This is a genomic window from Paenibacillus xylanivorans (genome assembly GCF_001280595.1).
GTDB lineage: Bacteria > Bacillota > Bacilli > Paenibacillales > Paenibacillaceae > Paenibacillus > Paenibacillus xylanivorans.
Genome location: NZ_LITU01000083.1, coordinates 335068 through 357515 on the forward strand (window position 1 = coordinate 335068; position 22448 = coordinate 357515).

Here is a 22448-nt window from a genome sequence, read left to right on the forward strand (position 1 = left end):
ATCTATCCTAATGTGATTCATTGGGACAGGTTGCCTTTTTTTTATTTTCCTTAACGGGCCGCTCACTGATCAGTGAATACAGGCTCGTTTTTTGTATTTCACACCGATTACATAAAAAGTTCGGGAAATCATTCTTTACATGGAATAATTTACTTTAATCGGGCCGACAATGATTAGCAGTACATGCATGGAACATGCAGTAAGCAAGTCATTTGAGGAGGTAACCCTAGTGAAGAAACGAATAATGGCATCGTTCATGACCCTTTGTATTCTGCTGCCCCTGATGGCATCAACCGCGCTGGCTGAAGAAACTCCCAAAGCAGCGGGAGGAACAGACTTGGCCCCGTCGGCACGCTCCGCCATTTTGATGGATGCGGATACGGGCACCGTCATTTTTGAAAAAAACAGTCATGATCAGCTGCCTCCGGCGAGCATTACGAAGATTATGACCATGCTGCTCACCATTGAAGCGGTCGACTCTGGCAAGCTGAAGCTAACGGATAAAGTGAGAACGAGTGAATATGCCGCATCCATGGGAGGATCACAGATTTTTCTGGAACCTGGGGAAGAGATGACGGTTGACGATATGTTAAAAGGGATTGCTATGGCTTCCGGTAATGATGCCTCTGTAGCAATGGCTGAGAAAATTGCCGGTTCGGAGGAAGCCTTTGTACAATTGATGAATGAGCGGGCGAAGGAACTCGGAATGAAGGATACTCTTTTTGCTAACTGTAACGGTTTGCCGGTTGAAAATCATTATTCTTCCGCCCATGACATTGCGGTCATGAGCCGTGAACTGCTGAAGCATCCCGGGATTACGAAATATACAGGTGCATACCAGGACTACCTTCGTAAAGATAGCGAGAAGCCATTCTGGCTGGTAAATACAAACAAGTTAGTTCGTTTCTACTCCGGTGCGGATGGGTTGAAGACAGGATATACGTCCGAAGCCAAGTTCTGTCTTTCGGCTACAGCGATGAAGGACGGGCTGCGTACCATCGCGGTTGTACTTGGAGAACCAAATACCAAAACACGGAACAGTGAAGTGTCCTCGATGTTTGACTATGCTTTTGGGCAATACACCATGAAAGCTCTGTACAAGTCAGGGGACCTGCTGGGCAGTCTGAAAATTGAAAAAGGTGAGGTTATCGAATTGCCGCTGAACGCAACACAAAATTATAGTGTGCTGATGCGCAAAGGTGCGAAATCGGATGAGATCCGTCATGAATTGCTGATGGCAAAAGAAGTGAAGGCTCCAGTCAAGGCAGGTCAGAGTGTAGGTAAGCTTGTCGTCTACCAGGGCAATGAAGTCATTAAAGAATTCGACATTCAAGCTCCACAGGATGTGAACAAGGCTGGCTGGTGGAAGCTGTTCAAACGCACGACCTCCAACCTGTTCGATTAAACGGCGATATATGCAACATGCGTACGTTCTTTGAACATATTTTGTAGTTAATTAGGGGTTTTCTTCTAGTTTTGTCGGGGGGCAGGAAAAGCCTTCGGGAACGTAGAAATCCTTGTTCAAGACAGGGAGGAGAGTGAGCAAACGTGAACTTGCATGTGGAAATGGAACATCACCGCGGGATTCTGATTGTGCGATTATCCGGGGAGCTGGATCACCATACAGCTGACATGGTACGGATGCAGATGGATGAGGCCATCCAGCGCAGACAATGCGAGCATCTGGTACTCAGCCTGAAAGATCTGCAATTTATGGACAGTTCGGGTCTGGGTGTCATTTTGGGAAGATACAAGCTCATTAAGAATAAAGGCGGCAAGATGGTTGTCTGTGATGTCAATCCGCCAGTGTATCGTTTGCTGGAAATGTCGGGTTTGTTCAAGATTATGCCGATTTACGAAAATGAGGGAACTGCTCTCTCGGGTCTGGAGGTCGTCTCATGAATGAAGGAACGGGGACAAATTTCATGAATCTGCAATTTGCGGCCAAGTCGGAGAACGAATCGTTCGCACGGGTGACGGTTGCTGCCTTCATCTCCCAGCTTGATCCTACGATGGACGAGCTTAGCGATCTGAAGACAGTCATTTCGGAAGCCGTAACGAACAGCATCATCCACGGTTACAACAACAATGCGGAAGGTGTCGTGTCCATTCAAGCCGAGATTCGGGATGACATGATTACCATCATTGTGGAAGACCGTGGTGAAGGCATCGAAGATCTTGAACTGGCCAAACAGCCGCTGTATACGTCCAAACCCGAACTTGAGCGCTCGGGCATGGGTTTCACCATTATGGAAAACTTCATGGATGAATTCGAAGTCAGCAGTGAGCCCGGCAGAGGCACCTCCATCAAGATGAAGAAGAGGATTGAATCCAAGAAAGCATTGTATAATTAGGGGTTGGTGTTCTTATGGATGCTGAAGTGAAACAGTCTTCACAGACCTATTTGGACGATGCCGAGGTCAAACGGCTGATTGCGCTCAGTCAGTCGGGTGACCATGTAGCACGGGATACGCTGGTGAACTGCAACATCAGACTCGTCTGGTCCGTCGTACAACGTTTTATGAACAGGGGATATGAGCCGGAAGATCTGTTCCAGATTGGTTGTATCGGGCTGCTCAAATCGGTGGATAAATTCGATCTCAGTTATGATGTGAAATTCTCCACCTATGCGGTACCAATGATCATCGGAGAAATTCAGCGCTTCCTGCGGGATGACGGTACGCTTAAGGTCAGTCGTTCACTCAAGGAAATGGCGAATAAAGTCCGTAAAAAAAGGGATGAACTGTCCAAACACCTCGATCGTCTGCCAACGATTAAGGAAGTAGCTGCAGAACTGGGGGTAACTCCGGAGGAAGTGGTATTTGCCCAGGAAGCCAACAAACCGCCGACATCCATTCATGAGACGGTGTTTGAGAATGACGGCGATCCGATTACACTCATGGACCAGATTGCCGACGAGTCTCAGGAACGGTGGTTTGACAAACTGGCGCTTAACGAAGCGATTGGCGGTCTCAGTGAACGGGAACGGCTGATTGTATACCTCCGGTATTATCGGGATCAGACCCAGTCCGAGGTCGCCAGCAGGCTGGGTATATCTCAGGTGCAGGTGTCACGGCTGGAGAAAAAAATACTTCAATCCATCCGCGACCAGATCGCACAGTGATTTTGGATTGCAGACAACAATATTGGTGTTAAATCACCAATATACGACAACTAACAACCTTCTATCGCGTATTTGTATGCGAAGAAGGTTATTTGTCGTTGACCTGGATAGGTTTGGGTCGATTCGACTGCAACAGTACTATCAATCCAATGATACATGCGGTTCCCAGCCATTGAAATAAACCAAAAGGTTCATGCAACCAGATAACAGTGGTTCCAACGGCAGCAAGAGGCTCTGCGCTTCCCATTAGACTCGTTTCTTTCGCTGTCAGGCTTTTTAAACTTTCGATATAGAACCAGAATGCAATCATTGTTCCAAAATCAACCCTTCTTCAGAAATAACATCTTCACAAGAAGTCCTGACAACGATGCGTAAGGCTTTCCCAAAGATAAAAATATAGCCCAAATTTTCAGCTTATAAAATCTCCTACTACCCCCCCCCAGCATATTTATTGCAGGCCTTTGAAAAAAGGGGGCCTGTGCAGCGGAGGGATGGAATCGGACAAAGGAGCGAAGCGTTCGCCTTTAGCACCGGATTTCCTCCTTATAAAGGAGATTCAAGAAATCCGGGGATAACAGCGACCAATGGCCGATCCATCCCGAAGCGCCCGCACGGTCCACCCAACCTTTTTCCAACCAGAATGTAATAAATTTGCACATTCTTCAAATACTAACCTAAATTACGCAGTAAAGGAGTGTTTCGGATGTCCCTGACACCCACTCCAACGGTCTATGTTCGTTTGCGCAGCCGTATTCGTATCCAGAGGGGCCGAAGTGTCAAGCTTGGGGATGTAGCTCACTTGCTCACCTCTCCCGAAGAACAGGAAGGAAGGCTGCTTGAACTTGAATTGCTGCGCCCCGGACCGGAGGACGGCAATCTGATCCTCATCGATATATTGCAGATCATTCCCCAGATCCGTCGGGCCTTGCCAGATGTCACCGTTGAATTAATCGGATCGGGTCATACGCTTGTTGAGGTGGTTGTGGGAAGTGGCAAGCCCTCCAAATCTTTGTTCATCTTGGTGTGGCTGCTGCTTTTCTTTGGATCAGCTTTGACCATTATGAATTTTCATGCGGACGTAAACATGCAGGAAGTGCAGATTCGAATTGTAGAGATGATTACAGGCCGCCGGGATGAGCACCCGTATCTGTTTCAGGTAGCGTATTCCATAGGGATCGGGTTTGGCATGGCCGTGTTTTTCAATCATTTATTCAAGAAAAAGTGGAATGAAGAACCTACCCCTTTGGAAGTAGAAATGTTTCTATATCAGCAAAATGTAGATAAGTATGTGGTGATTGAAGAAACCGAACGTATGCATGAAGAGGAACGCAGGGAGATGAATGCGGATGACCGTTCTTAACGGAGCGATCAGCATTGTGCTGGGTATTGCGGGGGGAATCGCCGTAGGAAGTGGTGTGATTGCGCTTATTCTTGTGCTCGATATGATCCCCAGATTGGCTCAGCTTACACGCACCTATGACAAAACCCATTGGTATGAAGGGGCCTTGATCGGAGGTTCGCTGCTCGGTACCGTCGCGGATTTTTGGCATTGGAAAGTGCATGGAGTGCTGTTGCTCAGCCCGATCATCGGACTATTTTGCGGTGTGTTCATTGGTCTGCTTGCTGCGGCACTCACTGAAGTGCTTAATGTACTTCCTGTACTGGCTAAACGACTGGGCATGAAATCTTATTTATTTGGATTGCTGCTTGCCATGATTTTGGGGAAGATGACAGGCTCTCTGTTTGACTTTTTTGTATACCAGCGTTAGAACGTTAGGCCTAAGGAGGATGGGAAATGGACGTACGATCGGACAACGACGGGCATGACTCCAGCGAAGCAAAATCCGAAGAGATGATGCATAAATCTCCTTATGAGATTCAGGAGGAAGAAGCAAAGAAGGCCTTCGAAAAGAAGAAGCAAAATGAAATGTCTGACAGTATTGAGGAATCGGTTGAATATTGGCAGGAAAACGACGATATTTCCCCTCGTATGAGTGATAACAAATATACGCTTCAGCAAGTGTTGGGACTTGGGGAATCCTTTGATGTGAATATGAGGGAAATGGTCTTGGGTGGTAAACACGTTGGATTGTTGCTGCTGACTGGATTTGCGAAGGATGAGATTCTGCTTGAAGTGTTAAAAAGGTTAACCTATCTTACACCGGAGCAAGTGTCAGGGCATGCGCTAAAGTCGTATTTCGAATGTTACATTCCTCATATCCAAGTTGAGCGAGTGGAGAAAATGAGCGCGGTCATCAACAAGGTCCTTACAGGCATGAGTGCCATGTTTGTCGAAGGGGATCGTTCCGTTATTATTATGGATACCCGTAGCTATCCGGTACGCTCACCAGAGGAACCTTCACTGGAAAGAGTGGTGCGTGGTTCAAGAGACGGGTTCACGGAGACACTTCTGACCAACGTGGCGTTAGTGCGTCGAAGAATACGGGACCCTGGATTAAAATTTGAAATTATGCAGGTTGGTCGGAGATCTCAAACGGATGTCTGTGTTGTATATATTGACGATATCGTGGACAAGGTTCAGGTGGATTCCGTTCGTGAAAAAATCAAACGGGTGAATATCGACGGTATCCCTGCTGCCGACAAGCAGCTTGAAGAAGCGATTATTAACAAGGGATGGCACCCGTATCCGTTGGTCCGTTATTCGGAACGACCGGATGTGACAGCTTCTCATCTCATGGACGGACGGGTTGTTATTTTTGTAGATACATCACCCAGTGTGATGATTCTACCCACGACCTTTTTTGACCTGTGTGAGCATGCGGAAGAGAACAGACAGACGGCGTTTATGGGAACCTATCTGCGCTGGGTACGATTTGGAGGTATTTTGATTTCGCTTTTTCTGTTGCCATTATGGTTGTTGATGGTTATTGACCCGGCCATTAAGCCAGCAGGAATGGAGTTCATCGGTCCGCACGAGAATGCACAACTGCCGCTGATTTTGCAGTTCCTGCTTATTGAATTCGGGGTGGATTTATTAAGGATGGCAGCTGTTCATACCCCTACGCCACTCGCTTCGGCCATGGGTTTGATTGCGGCCATTTTGGTCGGGGATATCGCCGTGAAAACAGGCTATTTTGTAAATGAAGTTGTACTGTACATGGCTATCGCCGCGATCGGCATGTTTGCAACCCCCAGTTATGAGCTTGGTTTGGCAAACCGGTTGGTTAGGTTGTTTTTGTTGGTGGCTGTGGCGATGTTCAAGGTTCCTGGATTCGTTGTCGGGACGACGTTCATTATCATAGCCCTCACCTTGCATCGCTCGTACAACTCTTCGTATCTCTGGCCGTTCATACCGTTTAATGCAAAGGCTTTGGGTAACTTTTTGTTCCGTTTACCTCTGTTGGAGAATAAAAAACGTCCTTCAATAAACAAAACGCGCGACAATACCAAAATGGACAATGATCCGGACGGGGAACTGCAAAAAAGTAAAAAACACAAATGATCTTCCGAAAAATCCATTCTTCTCATTTTCTAATTTGATATACTGGTGTAAAATCATTGGAATAACAGCTGTTCCAGTATATAAAAAAGTGAGGAATGCAGATTATGTATTTACATGGTACAAGTAAAATAAATGCACAGGGACATCTGGAAATTGGCGGAGTCGACGCAACTGTCCTGAAAGAACAATTTGGAACTCCCCTGTATGTTGTGGACGAGCAATTGGTTCGTGAGCGCTGCAGAGAGTACATGGACGCGTTCCGTGCTTCAGGCCTGGGTTTCCAGGTTGCTTATGCAAGTAAAGCATTCTGCGTAATGGCCATGTGTGCCCTTGCTGCGGAAGAAGGACTTTCTCTGGATGTTGTATCCGATGGTGAATTGTTCACAGCATTGCAAGCTGGTTTCCCGGCAGAGCGGATTCACTTCCACGGCAACAACAAAACATTGGAAGAGATCGAAATGGCGCTTGATGCAGAGATTGGCTGCTTCGTTGTGGATAACTTCAATGAACTGCACTTGCTGCAAGCTGTAGCCGCAGATAAAAATCGCAAGGTGAACATCTTGCTGCGTGTGACACCTGGTGTTGAAGCGCATACGCATGAATATATCTCGACAGGACAAACGGATTCCAAATTTGGATTCGATATCGGAAACGGAACGGCATTTGAAGCCATTGAATTGGCATCCAAGCAGTCTAATCTGGTATTGCTCGGTGTACATTCACACATCGGATCACAAATTTTCGAAGTTGAAGGTTTCCAAATGGCAGTTCAACGCGTTGCTGAATTTGCAGCAGCTGTGTATGAGCGTCTTAACGTTGCTTTCAAAGTGGTTAACCTGGGCGGTGGCTTCGGTATCCGTTATATCAATGGAGATACGCCACTTGAAGTTTCACAGTACGTGAAAGCCATCACGGATGCAGTGAAAAATCATTTTGCCCAAATCGGTTATGCTGTGCCTGAGATCTGGGTTGAACCAGGCCGTAGTATCGTGGGTGAAGCTGGAACAACACTCTACACCGTTGGAACAAGCAAAGATATTCCAGGGGTTCGTAAATACGTGGCTGTTGATGGTGGAATGACAGACAATCCACGTCCAGCGCTGTATGAGTCCAAATATGAAGCTGTATTGGCTAATCGTGCAAATGAAGCTGCCCAAGAAACAGTATCTGTTGCTGGTAAATGTTGTGAGAGCGGCGATATGTTGATTTGGGATCTGGACCTGCCTAAAGTGCAAAGCGGCGATTTGCTCGCGGTAGCTTGCACAGGCGCGTACAACTACTCCATGGCAAGCAACTATAACCGGATTCGTCGTCCGGCAGTAGTGTTTGTCAAAGATGGCCAAGGGGATGTTGTCGTACGCCGTGAGACGTATCAGGACATCATTCAGAATGATCTGGTACCTGAGCGCATCGCAAAACAGCCAGTTACCCGTTAATTTAAGTTTAAATAGCGGAGTTTTATATGAAGAAGACAAAAAAAGAACACTCCTTTTTTGTCTTCTTTTGCATCTCTAGGGCTGGATTTCGAAAAAAACTTGCTGATTATTTTGCGATCAATCCAATTTCGGTGTACACTAAGAAAAGTGCTATAAAGCTTGGCCCAGGGTCATGCGTTCTGGCACCATTAACGATGGTCAATACGAAAGGAGTCATTTACATATGGCGAAACAAGCGAAAATCAAAATGGCAAACGGTGGAGAAGTTCTGATCGATCTGTTTGATCAAGAAGCTCCAAACACAGTAGCGAACTTTGAGAAACTGGCTAACTCCGGTTTCTACAACGGTCTTACATTTCACCGCGTTATTCCGGGCTTTGTAGCTCAAGGCGGATGCCCTAACGGTAGCGGTGCAGGTGGCCCAGGTTACACAATCAACTGTGAAATCAACCCGAACAAACATGAGCGCGGAACGTTGGCTATGGCTCATGCAGGCCGTAACACAGGCGGAAGCCAGTTCTACATCTGCTACCAACCGCAACCACATTTGGATGGACAACATACCGTATTTGGCAAAGTGACCAAAGGTATGGAATTCGTGGATGCTCTTGAAGGTAAAGACAAAATGGAAACCGTTGAAGTTGTAGAAGCTTAATTGGTATTCCTGTATGCAAACCGTTTCGCAATATGCGAGACGGTTTTTTTGTTACACTAAAGCTTATTAAAAGTTAGTATGTGACAAAAAGGAACAAAAAACAATTGATTTTTTGGCGTTAAAGTGCTAACATCCAATTAATAACGCAACGAATCCTTCAGGGCAGGGTGTAATTCCCTACCGGCGGTGATGCAGTATGTGAGGATATCTATCCAGCATTAATGCAAAGTCCGTGACCCGTCTGCCTGTGGCAGATGGCTGATCTGGTGTAATTCCAGAACCGACAGTATAGTCTGGATGGGAGAAGGAGAGGGTGCTGTCCTTAGGGGCGGCATTCCGCAGTAGTGTTGCTGTACAGTTTTTGACGAATTCATTTACTGTGCAGGGAGAAATCCGGTTAATTCCGGCTATCTTCATACATATGCCACATCATAGAAGCTCTTTACCTGTAATTGAAGTTCATTAAGGTATGTGTTTGCTTTCACTTGCCTGAAATGAAGTTTTGGGCGATGTGTTGTTGGCACTGTATCAATAGTACTGCTGGTGACACATGTCTCTCATCATCCCCATCGAACGGTTTGTTCGACGGGGATTTTTTATTGGATATGGAACATGCCTCTCTGTTGGAAGGGAGGTCTATAACTGAGATTTTAACCGTGGGGTGAACGGACTTGGAAATGATTAATGATGAATTTTATATGGCGCTGGCACTGGATATGGCAGAACGGGCACAAGGACAGACCGGAGTCAATCCGGTAGTAGGTTGTGTCGTTGTAAAAGAAGGACGTATCGTGGGCCTTGGAAGTCATCTCAAACGGGGGACGGGTCATGCGGAGGTTCATGCGCTGAACATGGCGGGCAGTGATGCAGAAGGCAGTACAGTGTACGTTACACTCGAACCTTGTAGCCATTATGGCAAGACTCCACCATGCAGTGAACGCCTCATTCATGAAAAAGTGAAACGTGTCGTCGTATGCTGCGAAGATCCAAATCCGCAAGTATCCGGCAGAGGTATAAGCATGCTTCGTCAACAAGGGATTGAGGTCGAAGTTGGTGTACTACGTGAGCGCGGCAGACGGATGAATGAGAAATTCATTAAATACATCACAACAGGTCTCCCCTTTGTGACTTTAAAGACGGCCTCTACACTGGATGGCAAAATTGCAACTCGTAGCGGGGACAGCAAATGGATCTCCAACGAGTCGGCTCGGGAGATCGTGCATGCCCTTCGTCATCGACATCAGGGCATTATGGTTGGTGTAGAAACCGTGATTGCAGACAATCCGGAGCTCACGACAAGATTGCAAGTGGAAGGCATCAGCCCGGTGCGAATCGTGGTGGATTCCAAGCTTCGTCTGCCTGTAGGCTCCAAAATGGTTAAGGATGGACTTGTACCCACATGGGTGCTTACAACGGATGAGGCGAGTTCTGAAGCGGCTGAGCGGCTGGAAGCCTACGGTGTGGAGATTATACGCTGTGGTCCTGGGCCACGTGTAGATCTGCTGAGTGCACTCAGCAAGCTTGGTGAGCGTGAGATCGGTTCGATTCTGCTTGAAGGCGGGGGCACATTAAATGGGTCCATGCTGGAAGCACGATTGGTAGATCGACTGCTTATGTTTATTGCTCCGAAAATTGTCGGAGGATACGATACACCAGGCAGTTTCCGCTTCGAAGGTGTGGAGCGCATGAGCCAGGCGATTCAATTACATCAGCTGGAAATTGAGCAAGTTGGAGATAATATCAGCATTGGCGGAATTCCGGTTTGGCCTGAATAAATGAGTTTACGATAACGAAATAAATAAAGGAGGCGGTAGCATGTTTACCGGTTTGGTGGAAGAAGTCGGTCAGATCCGGCGCATAGGTCGGAAAGGCGAGGCGATGGTCCTGAACATCGGAGCTTCCGCCATCATGAACGACTTGAAGATTGGCGATAGTGTAGCTGTAAACGGGGTATGCTTAACTGCGACAACCCTGGAGGGCGGCGGTTTTACTGCCGATGTGATGCCCGAGACTTATCGACATACCAATCTCAGTCAATTGCAATCCGGCAGCAAAGTCAATCTAGAGAGAGCCATGCTCTCAGGTGGCCGTTTTGGCGGGCATATCGTTCAGGGCCATGTTGATGGTACTGGAGTCATCGGTAACATTACACGTGATCAGAATGCAATTGTTTTCGAGATCAAACCTGATGATACGCAGTTGTTTAAATATCTGATACCCAAAGGGTCTGTAACTCTGGACGGAATCAGTCTAACGGTTGTGCATACTTCACAGGCTGCATTCACTGTATCCATTATTCCACATACCATTGGTGAGACCGTATTAAATGTCAAAAAGACGGGTGATACCATCAATATTGAGTGTGATATTTTGGGTAAATATGTGGATCATCTGCTCCACTATGGTAAGGGACATCAGGAGAATGATCTAGGTAAGCCGCGAAGTATCAGTGAGGATTTTCTCGCGAATCACGGATTTGCTTAACTAATCAGTTAAATACCAAATACAAATATATTGAAATGGAAACTGGAGGGGGACCTATGTCAGAGCAATCCATTCTGAATTCTATAGAGGAAGCTATCTACGATCTCATGCGGGGAAAACCCGTCATTGTGGTGGATGATGAGGATCGGGAGAATGAAGGCGACTTTATCGCTTTGGCCGAAAAGGCTACACCTGAGGTGATTAATTTCATGATTACCGAAGGCAGAGGTCTGGTTTGTGTTCCCATTACGCAGCAACGTGCCGACGAACTCAACCTGAAACCCATGGTTCAGCAAAATACAGACTTTCATGGGACGGCTTTTACCGTCTCTGTAGATCATAAAGATACCACAACGGGCATCTCGGCTCATGAACGCTCCATTACCGTGAAAGGTCTGATTGATCCCGAAGCGAAAAGTGGAGATTTCCGTAAGCCGGGCCACATGTTCCCACTTATCGCCAAAGATGGTGGTGTGCTACGGCGCGCGGGACATACGGAAGCGGCTGTAGATCTCGCCATTATGTGTGATTCCTATCCGGCAGGTGTAATCTGTGAAGTGATCAAGGAAGATGGCACGATGGCCAGACTTCCAGATCTTCAGGAGATCGCTCGCAAGCATGATCTGAAGTTGATCAGCATTCAGGACATGATTCGTTATCGGAATGAAAAGGAGAAGCTGGTTCAACGCGAAGTGGCTGTACGCATGCCTACGGACTTCGGTGAATTCCAGGCGGTAGCTTATACAAATGCGGTGGACAATAAAGAGCATATCGCTTTGGTTAAAGGCGAAATTGACGGTTCCAAGCCTGTTCTGGTCCGCGTGCACTCGGAATGTCTCACAGGAGATGTGTTCCATTCTCATCGCTGTGACTGCGGTCCACAATTCGATGCAGCATTGAAACAGATTCATGACGAAGGCAATGGCGTCCTGCTTTATATGAGACAGGAAGGCCGCGGTATTGGACTGATCAACAAGCTCAAAGCCTACAAACTGCAAGAGGAAGGTCTGGACACCGTGGATGCCAATCTGAAGCTTGGATTTGCCGCCGATCTTCGTGATTATGGAATTGGTGCCCAAATTCTCAAGGATCTTGGCGTTCGTCAAATCCGGTTGTTAACCAACAATCCACGCAAAATTAAAGGACTTGAAGGTTACGGGCTTGAAGTGGTGGAACGAGTTTCGATTCAGATGGAAGAGAACGAAGAGAATACAGTCTACTTGCACACGAAGCAGGCGAAGCTTGGTCATATGTTGAAGTTCGACGATATCGAGCAGAATGAAGAAAAAAACTGAGTAGCTTTTCTGACGGTAAAAAAGAGTTGAAATATTTTGCCGAAGATTAGCTGTGTAGATCATATAATACAATTAGGGAGATGACTTGAATGCCACACTTTTTTGAAGGACATTTGGTATCGGAAGGATTAAAATATGGAGTGGTCGTAGGACGTTTTAACGAGTTCATTACAAGTAAATTGCTTAGCGGAGCACTGGATGCGTTCAAACGTCATGGTGTTCAAGATGATGAAGTAGATGTAGCCTGGGTTCCAGGTGCCTTCGAAATTCCGTTGATTGCACAGAAAATGGCCGAAAGTGGCAAATACGATGCTGTCATTACGTTGGGGACGGTTATCCGTGGTTCAACTACACATTATGATTATGTGTGCAATGAGATGGCTAAGGGTGTAGCCGCAATCAACCTGAAAACAGGCGTGCCAACAATCTTTGGCCTGGTTACGACAGAGAATATTGAACAGGCCATTGAGCGTGCCGGAACAAAGGCAGGAAACAAAGGCTGGGATGCAGCTACTGCCGCAATTGAAATGGCGAACTTGACGAAACAGCTAAAATAGTGCTTATTTAATATAGTGCCCTGCTCTGCGCAGACGAAAACGGGAGACCGGATTCGGCGGCTTAGCGGGGGTTTTTATTTTTCTGGCGGGAGGATTCGTCTAGTGACGGTAGTTACATACAAACTGGAGACTTTTGAAGGGCCTTTGGATCTGCTGCTTCATCTGATCGATAAGGCAGAGATTCATATCCAGGATATTCCCATCAGCGATATTACCGATCAATATATGGCGTATCTGCATTCGATGCAGGAGCTGGAGCTGGATATTACGAGTGAATTTCTGGTAATGGCGGCAACACTTCTGTCGATCAAGAGCAAACTATTACTGCCCAAACCACCGGTAATCGAGGACTTTGAGGATTATGCATATATGGAAGATGAAGATTATGATCCACGTGCAGAACTGATTGCACGTCTGATTGAATATCGCAAATACAAGGGAATTGCGCGTCACTTGCACGAACGGGAGTGGGAACGCAGCCTTATTTTCTCCAAAGAGCCCGAGGATTTGCGGCCGTATATGCCTGTAGAAGCACAATCGAATCCGGTTGAGGGTTTGCATACCTCGGACCTGATTGCTGCCTTCCAGAAGGCGCTGCGCAAGGCGGAGAAGCGGACAACCGTAACTCGGATCCAGCGGGATGAAATCTCGGTTAAGGATCGCATTCGTGATGTCATCGGCGCGTTGGAAAGTATGGGCCCGGGAGGCAGGCTGCTATTCTCCAAGCTGCTGGATAACCAAATTTATCGGCATGAGATTGTCGTGACTTTTTTGGCGGTGCTGGAGCTGATGAAGATGAAGCAGATTGTCTGTTATCAGGAGCGGATGTTTGAGGATATCGTTATGGAGTGGAGAGGGGAAACAAAGAATCATGGATTTTCCGAAACTGAAATCGATTATTGAAGGCCTGCTGTTTTTGTCCGGAGAAGAAGGTCTGAGTATCAAACAAATCGCCGAAATCGTGGATCAACGTATCGAACTGGTGTCGGATGCGATTGAGGAAATGATCGCTGAATTTGCCAATCAGGGACGTGGTGTACAAATTCTTAAACTTGCAGGGGTAGTCCAACTGGGTACGTTACCGGAACATGCGGCGTATTTTGAGAAATTGGCTTATTCACCTGCACGTACCTCCTTATCCCAGGCGGCCCTGGAGACGCTTGCCATTGTGGCGTATCGCCAGCCCATCACGCGGGTGGAGATTGAGGAGATCCGTGGCGTAAAGTCCGAACGCGCCATCCATACACTTGTGAATAAGGATCTCATTCTGGAAGTGGGACGAGCTGAGGCGATTGGACGCCCGATTCTATATGGCACTACCAAGTCTTTCCTGGATTACTTTGGTTTGGCTTCGCTCAAAGATCTTCCTGAGCCAGGGTTGTTTGAAGATTCCGAAAACCTGGAGGAAGAAACTCAGCTGCTCTTTGAAAAATTGGATGTGCAGCATGTGGATCTGGACCTGGATAGTACAAATCTCGAAGACGATACAAATGCAAATGATATAAATAATGAAGATATTCCTTTGGATTCATAACTTTGCAGTCTGGATCGATCCAAAACCGGTACCCTATTGGGGGGCCGGTTTTTTTGACGTGGCATGCGGAATGGATTGCAAGGTGGTGGTCCAAAGATTAAATGGAATTTTCAGGTCAGACGTGAATTTTTTCCTATATAGAGTGTCATACTAGACGAGAAAAGAATTGAGGGCTTGGAGGTAAGGCCTGTGTGGATTTGGCTTGGAGGAATCGGCTTGTTGATCGCACTGCTTCTTGTCGCAGTCCTCATCTCGTATGTTCATGTGCATTTTACATTCAGGAAACACAATCATGATGATTATGCCAAGATTACGGTTCGTTTGCTATATGGCATTGTGCGTATTAACTATGAAATTCCTAGTATTGTCTTTCGTAATATGAAGGAAGGTTTCCTGGTGAAGACGGAGCAGCGAATGAATCATTCGAGGGGAGAAGCCCAGAGCAGCGAGCGTGTTAACAAACGGAAAGTAAAAAAATGGGCGAAGGATGTAAAAATCATGCTCAGGGCAACGGAAGCATTAAAGCTCTGGATCAAGCAAACGCTCACTCGTGTACATATGACTCATTTGTCCTGGGCTACTCGCATTGGCGTGGGCGATGCAGCATATACCGCTGTTCTTATAGGTTGGGTGTGGAGTATCAAGTCGATTATCATTGGATACCTCTCTTATCAAATCCATTTTGAACAAACGCCAAAGTTACAAGTTGTGCCTGTGTGGGAAGATGAGATGGAGTTTCAAACTGAGCTGGATTGGAAACTAAAGATCCGGATTACAGCAGTCATAATCGCAGGACTTACGTTGTTAACCCGAGTGCTTCAAGTAGAGGGAGGATGGCGGATGTGGTTCAAACTTTTACAAGAACAACGCCGCAGACGCAAGCTGAAGCTTAAGAAGCAACACAGTAAATCGCACACATAAGTGTATGTTTGTCCCCGTGTTATACTGATTTCATGAAGATGACGGCGGGTGGAATTATGCGCCTTGGCTGGATCTATTCGGTAGTTAAGAAGTAACCGAGTATGCGAAAACTTTCCACAGTTTGCTTGCAACTGCCGGGTTTTATTTTGCCGAGTCAGCGATTTGAAGTATTGAGGTTTAGTTAAATGGCTGGCTTACATAAGTCCCTTCAAGTTTGGGGATGATATGGTTAGATCAAACCTAGCTTAAATTGAAACTGGAGGGAATTTAAATGTCAGATCATCCAATTCAAGGCTTAATGGAAACCGCAATGGAAAATATCAAGGCCATGGTGGATGTTAATACAATCGTGGGCGATGCGGTTGAAACACCTGATGGTACCGTGATTTTGCCGATAAGTAAAGTTGGATTCGGGTTCGCTGCGGGTGGAAGTGATTTTCATGTGAGTGATGGAAACAGCAAAGGTGGAAGCGGCGGAAGTAGCGGAAGCAGTACTACTGAACATGCCAGCTCCGCATCGGTTGCCTCACCATTTGGAGGCGGAAGCGGTGGCGGTGTATCCATTCGTCCGATCGCGTTCCTGGTGGTTGGCAAACAGGGCGTTCACATCGTGCCGCTTGACAACTCAACTCATCTGTTCGAGAAATTGATCGATTCCACCCCGTATGTCATGGATAGAATTCAGAACATGTTCCAGAGTCGGAATACAGCACAAACTCCAGAATCTGGCATACCTGCAACACCTGATCCTTCTACGTACAGCTAAAATGATTCGGTTAAGATCCCTTCCGCAGCGCATGTGCGAGAGGGATTTTTGCTGTTTTCTTATGTGAAATGCTGAGGAGTATATCCAAAGGGAACAATATCTAATGAGACTTATCTCTTTGTTCCGCCTAATCTAAACATGAAAAAGATGTGAAGGGGGAAGGCAAAATGCAGAGAGATACGATCTTTACCGTTTTATTTGGATGGCTATTGTCTGCCATGGTGTACTTGGTTGGAGGGATGGATCACCTGTTTATTGCAGTAACGATTTTTGTGGGGCTCGATTACATCACAGGTGTGTTATCTGCATGGTACAAAAAAGAACTTTCCAGTAGGATCGGATGGTGGGGACTTGCCCGTAAGACATTGACATTTGTATTCGTCATTATTGCTCATCAACTGGATATTGTTGCTGGCAATTCGAACGACTTTATGAGAGATGCCATGCTGATGTTCATCATCGGTACTGAAGGAATAAGCATTCTCGAGAATATGGGAAAATTGGGACTTCCTGTACCTAAATTTATCACTTCTGCTCTTTTCAAGCTTCGGGGTGAGGAAGATAATCAAGCTGAAGGCAAGGAGAAGATATAATGCTTCCAATTACAAAGGACTACATACCTATTAATAAATACAGTCGAGCGGGAATGAAACTGAAGGCAAAACGAGGAATTGTTATGCATTATACCGCTTCCCCAGGAGCATCGGCCAAAAACATCAGTACATATTTTGCAAGCCTAGCTCAGCAAGTTGGAAAAGGTCGTTATGCAAGTGCACATTACTCTGTAGATCGAATCTCCATTTATAACAGCCTTCCTGATGATGAACTTGCATACCATTGCGGCAGTGAGACCTACACGAAGGAAGCTCTAGCCCATCTTGGAACGTATCCCAACAATAGTACGGTGGGAATTGAAATGTGCATCGAGAAGGATGGCAGCATCCATGAGGATACATTTAATAACGTTGTAGACCTGGCAGTATATTTGATTAGAGAACGTAGCTTTCCCAATGTGTTTTTTACACATAAAGAAGTCGTTGGGTGGAAGGAATGCCCACTACCTTGGATCAAAACCCCTGAGGAATATGAAAGATTTAAGCAAGCAGTCAATTTTAAATTGAATCCACTTAAGGAAGAAGTGGCCATGGAGGAGGATGATGATATGAATAAAGTGCTGGATTATGCTCAATGGACATGGAATGAACTTGATAAATTCATAGGAGATGCCTATAACGACAAAATCATTGACGAATGGGCATGGGTGGAGAAAGTACGAAAGAAGAAGCTGACCTACGGGGAACTGCTCATGTTGAAGGTTCTGATTGATGAACGCAGACGCAAAAAAGCTTGAGAGGACGATAAGGTAAAGAGAGGATTATCCGCAACGTTCTTTTAACCAATCATTAAAATGAGCTGCGTCTTTCAAAAAATAATAATTTTGTATGATCACAATTTTGGTAGGATGTTCATGCTCATATTGTGAGTGGAAAAACGATGAATCCACAGGTCCAATTACAGGGTGATGTAAGTCGTCTATAACAGGTTCTGAAATTTCTTGATTCATACAACCATCCTTTCGTTAAATGGGTCATGTTGAAAAAGGAGATATCTGTGATGTCTCCTACATGTTCTATACGATTTCAGATGAAGGATGTTAAGCCGTCAGATGTAAAACAAAAAAAAGTAGAACCCCAAGTCCAAGGACTTGAGGCTCTACTTTTTTTGCGCTTTCTTTTCCAAAGAAACATGTATCCGATCAATCTAATTAGTAATTACTAAAAGGGGGTAGCTACTCTTGTAAAAAAGAGGAAAGGGCCTCATCTGCAAGATCGAGTTCTGCGAAGGCTCTGCATACTTTCTGGAATGATCTAATGGTATTGGTTTCGTATAAAATGTTAATGGGATCGAAACCTAGCATAACTAGCGAATCCACAAGCTCTGTCTGATCCACTTCAATATGGTGTAGTGTTTCAAGCATGGTTTCAATGACTGCTAAAAATAGAATTGCTTTATTTACTTGATCCATACGTGTTGCTCCCTTCGTCATTTCCTTTTCTCCTGTCATTCTGTCAAGGTCTATTCTTAGAATAAGCAGGGTGAGGTGGAAAATAACGATAAGCACATAAGAGAGTCAATATTAACTAAATAAATCTGAAATGAGGGGGAGAACAAAGGCACGAAAAAACAGTTAGATGATTTTCTGTGAATCTCCCCTTGTATGTAAGATTAAGCGTTCTCGTTCACTTCATTGATGATTGAATCAATTAATTCATCATCAACCAATGTACTGGCTTTTTCAAGTGCTGACAAAATGCCTTCTGGATTATCAAAAAACACGTTAAACAGAACGGGAGCGACGTCGTCTATGTTAATTTTCTGTGCTTTAACCATACTAATCAGAGCAACAACAATCTCGTGCCCCTCTACATTACCTTCCATGAATCTATTTCTTAAGTGAGTTGCCAATGCTTCGGTCTTTGACTGCGAGTACGCCATTACATTCCCTCCAACGATTGAATAATCTAAGTAGTGCTCCTCTTTTATGCAAGTCTAAACCAGGTTAGATTAGGAGTTATCTTAACAATAATAAGTCAGTTAGTTCAATTTATCAATAACTACTACAGCAATCAAATTTCACCTGAATACCGTCTTTGCTCAAGAAAAAAGACCCTGGACGGGTCATTTTTTTGGTCTTCCTTCCCAATAATCTGGAAATCCCTCGTAATCCCAAGCATGTAGGTTTTCGCTGTCTGCCTGAATGGCAACATCTGCTCCTGAGCCAAAATCAACACCTACAGAGCCAAGTTCTTTTGCTTTAATGGCTAATACCTTACCAGGTGCCCCTGCACATACGAGAGCAAGTTTCCAAGGTGTTTTTCTATGGATGTTTTCCATTTCTTTAGAGGCTGCGCTCACATGAGACCAAGAGGGACAGTCCACCGTTGCAACGATGCCTGTCCAACCGTAACGGCGTTCCAGAACTTCTTTGTATTGTTCAGCCTTGGCTCCACAGATCAGTATAGGCATGGTCTTGAACGTTTCATAGAACAGCTTAAACCGGGCGATGTAATTATTTTCAAACGCGTAAAATGTCTCCTTGGGCTTAATCTTGTAATACGCGAGACACATATCAAACAAGGGTCTGAAATACCAGTGATCCGTCTGAGTCAAGTGACCAACATAATCGGCTTTTCTCAGGCAGTGTACAATGATCTCTCTCGCACCTGCATTAGGTAGCGTAATGCCACAGTATGTGGGATCATTCACCCACCCATAATGGGATTTGATGAATTCCATGGTTAGGACGGTTCCATGGGCCAGAATTGTATTGGAAGCATCCCCGAATCGAACGGAAGCATGAGGTTCTCCATCCGAAGCCTTTTGGAACCAGTTATGAATTAATTCTACACTCCCAAGCACGCTCTTCACCCTCTTTCGGTATGAAATGAATCAAGTCCTTGTTGTACATATTCATCAGCTCCTTCTTTTATAGAATAGAAGAAACGGTTCATTCTCTCTCCTCTTTTGAGTGAAAAGTCTTTTTTGTTGGACTCGCTGAAGATTGGCGAAGATCGGTCTACACTATGTGAAAGGGGAGGGATGAACGGTGGCTGACGTATTCATAGGTGCTCCTGTGAGAAACCGCGCATGGATTATGGAGCGGCACTTGCAGTCGCTCAAACAACAGACAGTAAACAAGCAATTTTTTTACATTTTGAATGATAGTGAAGATCAAACAGAACAAATTTTAAATGATCATCAAATCTCGTACATGACTCATAACTTGGGCAAGACATACGGTCATTTGCGCGGTCAATACTCCTATCACCATCTGGCGCAACTAAGAAATATACTTGTGGATGAGTTTCTGAAATCGGATTGTGATTATCTATTTTCCATTGATACAGATATCATTATTCCTGAACAGAGCCTGAAGCGCCTACTCGAAAATGATAAGGACATCTGTGCCATGCTGATTCGAAATCACCCAAGAATTAAGGCTCATAATGCAATGATTGGTGGAAAACACATTCCAGAATTCAGGGAGGGAGTCATACCCGTGGATTTGACAGGTGCCGTGTATCTGATTAAACGCGAAGTTATTGAAGCGGGAGTTCGATATGGTTCACATCCGATTGGTGAGGATGCTCCTTTCTGTGAGCAGGCTCAGCAGCTTGGTTATGGACTATATGTGGATACACGGCTTCGTCCGGTTCATGCCTATGAGGAAGGAGTGGAGTTGGTTGCTGAATTGGCTGGTACATAGAAGTAGGCAAAAAAACGCATGTATTGAAAGCATTGAAATGACGATCATATATCCACCTGCACTCGATTGGAATCTGTTGTTTCAACGTCCACAGCAATTAATGACCGCATTCTCCAAGATTCCAGGGGTGCGTGCTATTTTTATTAACGAAGAAACATATAAGAAACAGAGCCGTCCGATCGAGAAGTTGAATGATGACCTCTTCCTTGTGCAAAAGGGGATTAACTATGACCATCTGGTCAAAGGAAAAAAGGTACTCTGGTTCTCCAGTCCAGGTCAGTATAACTATGGGGATGGTCGTAACTTTGATTTTACCGTATTTGACTACTTGGACAATTCTGCCGATGAATTTGCTGTTTGGAAGGATTACATTCCGAAATGTTTTGAACGAGCAGATCTTATTGCTACAACGGCTAAGGTGATGTACGAAGCTCATAAAAATGACGGCAAACCGATCTTTATGTGCCCGAATGGGGCGGATTATGAGCACTTTAAGAAAGCGCGTGTATCACTCCCAATACCGGCAGACTTTCCCGATGTTAAGGAGAGACAAAAGGTTGTGGGATTCCATGGGGCTATGGCTTCCTGGGTGGACTATTCACTTATTACCGACATTGCAGACAAGGGATATCATGTAGTTCTGATAGGAAACAATGCACTGTATCAAAAGAACATTGTGCATCCGAATATAACTTGTCTTCCACATAAGGATTACAGAGTTCTTCCCGCCTATATTGCCCAATTTGATGTTTGTATTGTGCCATTCAAGCTGACAGAAATGATCCGTGGATGTGACCCGATTAAATATTACGAATATTTGTCTGCGGGCAAGCCTGTTATAACGACTCGTATGGAGGAAATCGTCAATAAATACAGTGATGTAACCTACTTTATGGATCGTCATAATTGTGGGCAGATCCTTCAGAAAGCAATTAGTGAGAATAGCGAGGCCAAAATCGCTGCCCGTGCAAAGGTGGCAAGAGCAAATGGCTGGGACAGCAGGGCCATGGAAGCTGTCAAAATGATGAATCAGGTGATGGGAGGCAACGTGGATGAAACAGATGTTCAAACGAATTTTCGGTAGCCAGGCGGCTAAGCTGCCAATTGAAGATGAAAAAATAGAGGTCCAAATGAGTGAGTTCAATTTTGAAAAATATGTGCCCAAAACCAATACAACCATTGTATATCTGCCTGCTGTAGATTTTCACAGTGAACGATTTGGGCGTCGGCCAAAACGACTGTTAAAAGAACTTGCGGCGATTGGTTATCATGTGATTTATATAAATTCCAGTGATGAGTTTTATCAGGTGGATGCATTGGAGTATCCTCACCCTGAGCTTCCGAATTTTGTCGTGGCTCGTGTTGGTCAGAACGTTCGTCCATTGTTTCAGGGTGAAAGAATCATCTATTGGGTGAATGACAGCCGATTGGCAAGTTCGGTCGAGACATCATATCCTAATCTGGTTGTATTCGATTCACTTACGGATCCCGACCTATTTGAAAAAGACAAGCACAGGATGGAAGCTGTTGCTGACGTTGTGTTTATTACACCAGAGCGAATTTATGAGCATGGCAAATACTGCTCTCATGTTCATCTGATTACTGCTGATGAATTCGAAATCAAGGAGCGAGCAGAACAGATTGCTCAAATTATAGATGAATTGCCCAATAGACCGGCCCCTCTTATGTAGGGGTCTTTTCTGTTTATTTGATCTTAATAGAAGCTGTTCAGCTTGCAGAGAAATCCCGTTTAAACTTTCGTTCAACGTATTCAGTGATATGTGTTAGGGAACGAGATTAGCGTTCTACACTATGAAAAGCAGAGACAGCCACCAGCCAAACTGCTTGGAGGAATGAAATTCTGATCTTTTCAATCCTTCGACCAGCCGCAGGCTCATGTAAGTCTCGGTAGCTAAATAATGATATTACAAATCTAAGGAGTGGAC

The 22448-nt window shown here is 45.3% G+C and carries 26 protein-coding genes, 1 pseudogene and 1 riboswitch; of the genes and pseudogenes, 22 read left to right on the top strand and 5 right to left on the bottom strand.

The features are described 5' to 3' along the window. Window positions 1–283 precede the first annotated feature (283 nt). From AMS66_RS31125 to sigF, 4 genes are all read left to right on the top strand, one after another. Window positions 284–1405, top strand: coding sequence for a D-alanyl-D-alanine carboxypeptidase family protein (locus tag AMS66_RS31125; protein WP_236703710.1), 1122 nt, complete (start codon window positions 284–286; stop codon window positions 1403–1405). Window positions 1406–1548: 143 nt separating this feature from the next. Next, complete coding sequence (gene spoIIAA, locus AMS66_RS31130) at window positions 1549–1902, top strand: anti-sigma F factor antagonist (protein WP_036663380.1); 354 nt, start codon at window positions 1549–1551, stop codon at window positions 1900–1902. Then, window positions 1899–2354 (top strand): anti-sigma F factor, encoded by a 456-nt coding sequence (gene spoIIAB, locus AMS66_RS31135; protein ID WP_053784445.1) that lies wholly within the window; start codon window positions 1899–1901, stop codon window positions 2352–2354. Before spoIIAA ends, spoIIAB begins: the two co-directional genes overlap by 4 nt. Window positions 2355–2368: 14 nt before the next feature. Then, window positions 2369–3124 carry an RNA polymerase sporulation sigma factor SigF gene (gene sigF, locus AMS66_RS31140; RefSeq protein WP_024630954.1) on the top strand — a complete coding sequence of 252 codons (756 nt, stop codon included), beginning with the start codon at window positions 2369–2371 and terminating at the stop codon, window positions 3122–3124. Between the two features lie 88 nt (window positions 3125–3212). On the opposite strand, the pseudogene AMS66_RS31145 reads toward sigF, so the two are convergent. Further along, a pseudogene (locus AMS66_RS31145) lies at window positions 3213–3443 on the bottom strand (EamA family transporter); the annotation flags it as partial. Between the two features lie 384 nt (window positions 3444–3827). Here AMS66_RS31145 and AMS66_RS31150 point away from each other — a divergent pair. The 15 genes from AMS66_RS31150 to AMS66_RS31220 all read left to right on the top strand — a co-directional run bounded on the left by AMS66_RS31150 (window position 3828) and on the right by AMS66_RS31220 (window position 17586). Then, window positions 3828–4484 carry a stage V sporulation protein AA gene (locus AMS66_RS31150; RefSeq protein WP_053784447.1) on the top strand — a complete coding sequence of 219 codons (657 nt, stop codon included), beginning with the start codon at window positions 3828–3830 and terminating at the stop codon, window positions 4482–4484. Continuing rightward, window positions 4471–4893 carry a stage V sporulation protein AB gene (locus tag AMS66_RS31155; protein WP_053784448.1) on the top strand — a complete coding sequence of 141 codons (423 nt, stop codon included), beginning with the start codon at window positions 4471–4473 and terminating at the stop codon, window positions 4891–4893. Before AMS66_RS31150 ends, AMS66_RS31155 begins: the two co-directional genes overlap by 14 nt. Window positions 4894–4919: 26 nt before the next feature. After that, a complete protein-coding gene (locus AMS66_RS31160; RefSeq protein ID WP_053784449.1) occupies window positions 4920–6587 on the top strand; it encodes a spore germination protein in 1668 nt (555 codons plus the stop codon). Between the two features lie 104 nt (window positions 6588–6691). Then, window positions 6692–8023: a diaminopimelate decarboxylase gene (gene lysA, locus AMS66_RS31165; protein WP_053784450.1), complete on the top strand. Its 1332-nt coding sequence runs from the start codon at window positions 6692–6694 to the stop codon at window positions 8021–8023. A 223-nt stretch (window positions 8024–8246) separates the two neighbouring features. Then, on the top strand, window positions 8247–8678 hold the full coding sequence (locus AMS66_RS31170) for a peptidylprolyl isomerase (RefSeq protein ID WP_053784451.1): 432 nt from the start codon (window positions 8247–8249) through the stop codon (window positions 8676–8678). 149 nt (window positions 8679–8827) lie between these two features. Beyond that, window positions 8828–8991, top strand: a riboswitch (FMN riboswitch). Window positions 8992–9349: 358 nt separating this feature from the next. Further along, entirely contained in the window at window positions 9350–10453 is a 1104-nt protein-coding gene (ribD, locus tag AMS66_RS31175; RefSeq protein ID WP_053784452.1) for a bifunctional diaminohydroxyphosphoribosylaminopyrimidine deaminase/5-amino-6-(5-phosphoribosylamino)uracil reductase RibD, read from the top strand. Between the two features lie 40 nt (window positions 10454–10493). Further along, window positions 10494–11162, top strand: a complete 669-nt coding sequence (gene ribE, locus AMS66_RS31180) for a riboflavin synthase (protein ID WP_053784453.1) — start codon at window positions 10494–10496, stop codon at window positions 11160–11162. Between the two features lie 56 nt (window positions 11163–11218). Next, a complete protein-coding gene (locus tag AMS66_RS31185; protein ID WP_053784454.1) occupies window positions 11219–12457 on the top strand; it encodes a bifunctional 3,4-dihydroxy-2-butanone-4-phosphate synthase/GTP cyclohydrolase II in 1239 nt (412 codons plus the stop codon). Between the two features lie 89 nt (window positions 12458–12546). Then, on the top strand, window positions 12547–13014 hold the full coding sequence (gene ribH / locus AMS66_RS31190) for a 6,7-dimethyl-8-ribityllumazine synthase (RefSeq protein ID WP_024630943.1): 468 nt from the start codon (window positions 12547–12549) through the stop codon (window positions 13012–13014). Between the two features lie 102 nt (window positions 13015–13116). Beyond that, window positions 13117–13917 carry a segregation and condensation protein A gene (locus AMS66_RS31195; protein WP_053784455.1) on the top strand — a complete coding sequence of 267 codons (801 nt, stop codon included), beginning with the start codon at window positions 13117–13119 and terminating at the stop codon, window positions 13915–13917. Next, entirely contained in the window at window positions 13886–14548 is a 663-nt protein-coding gene (gene scpB / locus AMS66_RS31200; RefSeq protein WP_053784456.1) for an SMC-Scp complex subunit ScpB, read from the top strand. Before AMS66_RS31195 ends, scpB begins: the two co-directional genes overlap by 32 nt. Window positions 14549–14737: 189 nt before the next feature. After that, entirely contained in the window at window positions 14738–15469 is a 732-nt protein-coding gene (locus AMS66_RS31205) for a DUF2953 domain-containing protein (protein ID WP_053784457.1), read from the top strand. Window positions 15470–15740: 271 nt separating this feature from the next. After that, the gene (gene ytfJ, locus AMS66_RS31210) at window positions 15741–16235 is read left to right on the top strand and encodes a GerW family sporulation protein (protein WP_053784458.1); all 495 of its coding nucleotides are present in this window, start codon (window positions 15741–15743) and stop codon (window positions 16233–16235) included. A gap of 167 nt (window positions 16236–16402) precedes the next feature. After that, window positions 16403–16828 carry a phage holin family protein gene (locus AMS66_RS31215; RefSeq protein ID WP_053784459.1) on the top strand — a complete coding sequence of 142 codons (426 nt, stop codon included), beginning with the start codon at window positions 16403–16405 and terminating at the stop codon, window positions 16826–16828. Then, window positions 16828–17586 (top strand): peptidoglycan recognition protein family protein, encoded by a 759-nt coding sequence (locus tag AMS66_RS31220; protein WP_053784460.1) that lies wholly within the window; start codon window positions 16828–16830, stop codon window positions 17584–17586. The genes AMS66_RS31215 and AMS66_RS31220 overlap by 1 nt, the downstream gene beginning before the upstream one ends. 24 nt (window positions 17587–17610) lie before the next feature. Here the strand turns inward: AMS66_RS31220 and AMS66_RS32595 are convergent, their stop codons facing one another. The 4 genes from AMS66_RS32595 to AMS66_RS31235 form a co-directional block, all read right to left on the bottom strand. Beyond that, window positions 17611–17799, bottom strand: coding sequence for a hypothetical protein (locus AMS66_RS32595; RefSeq protein ID WP_144424654.1), 189 nt, complete (start codon window positions 17797–17799; stop codon window positions 17611–17613). Window positions 17800–18024: 225 nt separating this feature from the next. After that, entirely contained in the window at window positions 18025–18282 is a 258-nt protein-coding gene (locus AMS66_RS31225) for a hypothetical protein (protein WP_053784461.1), read from the bottom strand. Between the two features lie 179 nt (window positions 18283–18461). Beyond that, complete coding sequence (locus AMS66_RS31230; RefSeq protein WP_170867928.1) at window positions 18462–18674, bottom strand: hypothetical protein; 213 nt, start codon at window positions 18672–18674, stop codon at window positions 18462–18464. 240 nt (window positions 18675–18914) lie between these two features. Further along, window positions 18915–19655 (bottom strand): GT-D fold domain-containing protein, encoded by a 741-nt coding sequence (locus tag AMS66_RS31235; RefSeq protein WP_053784463.1) that lies wholly within the window; start codon window positions 19653–19655, stop codon window positions 18915–18917. A gap of 187 nt (window positions 19656–19842) precedes the next feature. Between AMS66_RS31235 and AMS66_RS32890 the strand changes: the two genes are divergently transcribed. The 3 genes from AMS66_RS32890 to AMS66_RS31250 are packed head-to-tail and all read left to right on the top strand — an operon-like array spanning window position 19843 to window position 22193. Then, window positions 19843–20502, top strand: coding sequence for a glycosyltransferase family 2 protein (locus AMS66_RS32890; RefSeq protein ID WP_053784464.1), 660 nt, complete (start codon window positions 19843–19845; stop codon window positions 20500–20502). 37 nt (window positions 20503–20539) lie between these two features. Further along, window positions 20540–21586, top strand: coding sequence for a glycosyltransferase (locus AMS66_RS31245; protein ID WP_201782251.1), 1047 nt, complete (start codon window positions 20540–20542; stop codon window positions 21584–21586). Further along, window positions 21555–22193 carry a hypothetical protein gene (locus tag AMS66_RS31250; RefSeq protein WP_053784466.1) on the top strand — a complete coding sequence of 213 codons (639 nt, stop codon included), beginning with the start codon at window positions 21555–21557 and terminating at the stop codon, window positions 22191–22193. The genes AMS66_RS31245 and AMS66_RS31250 overlap by 32 nt, the downstream gene beginning before the upstream one ends. The last annotated feature ends 255 nt before the right edge of the window (window positions 22194–22448 follow it).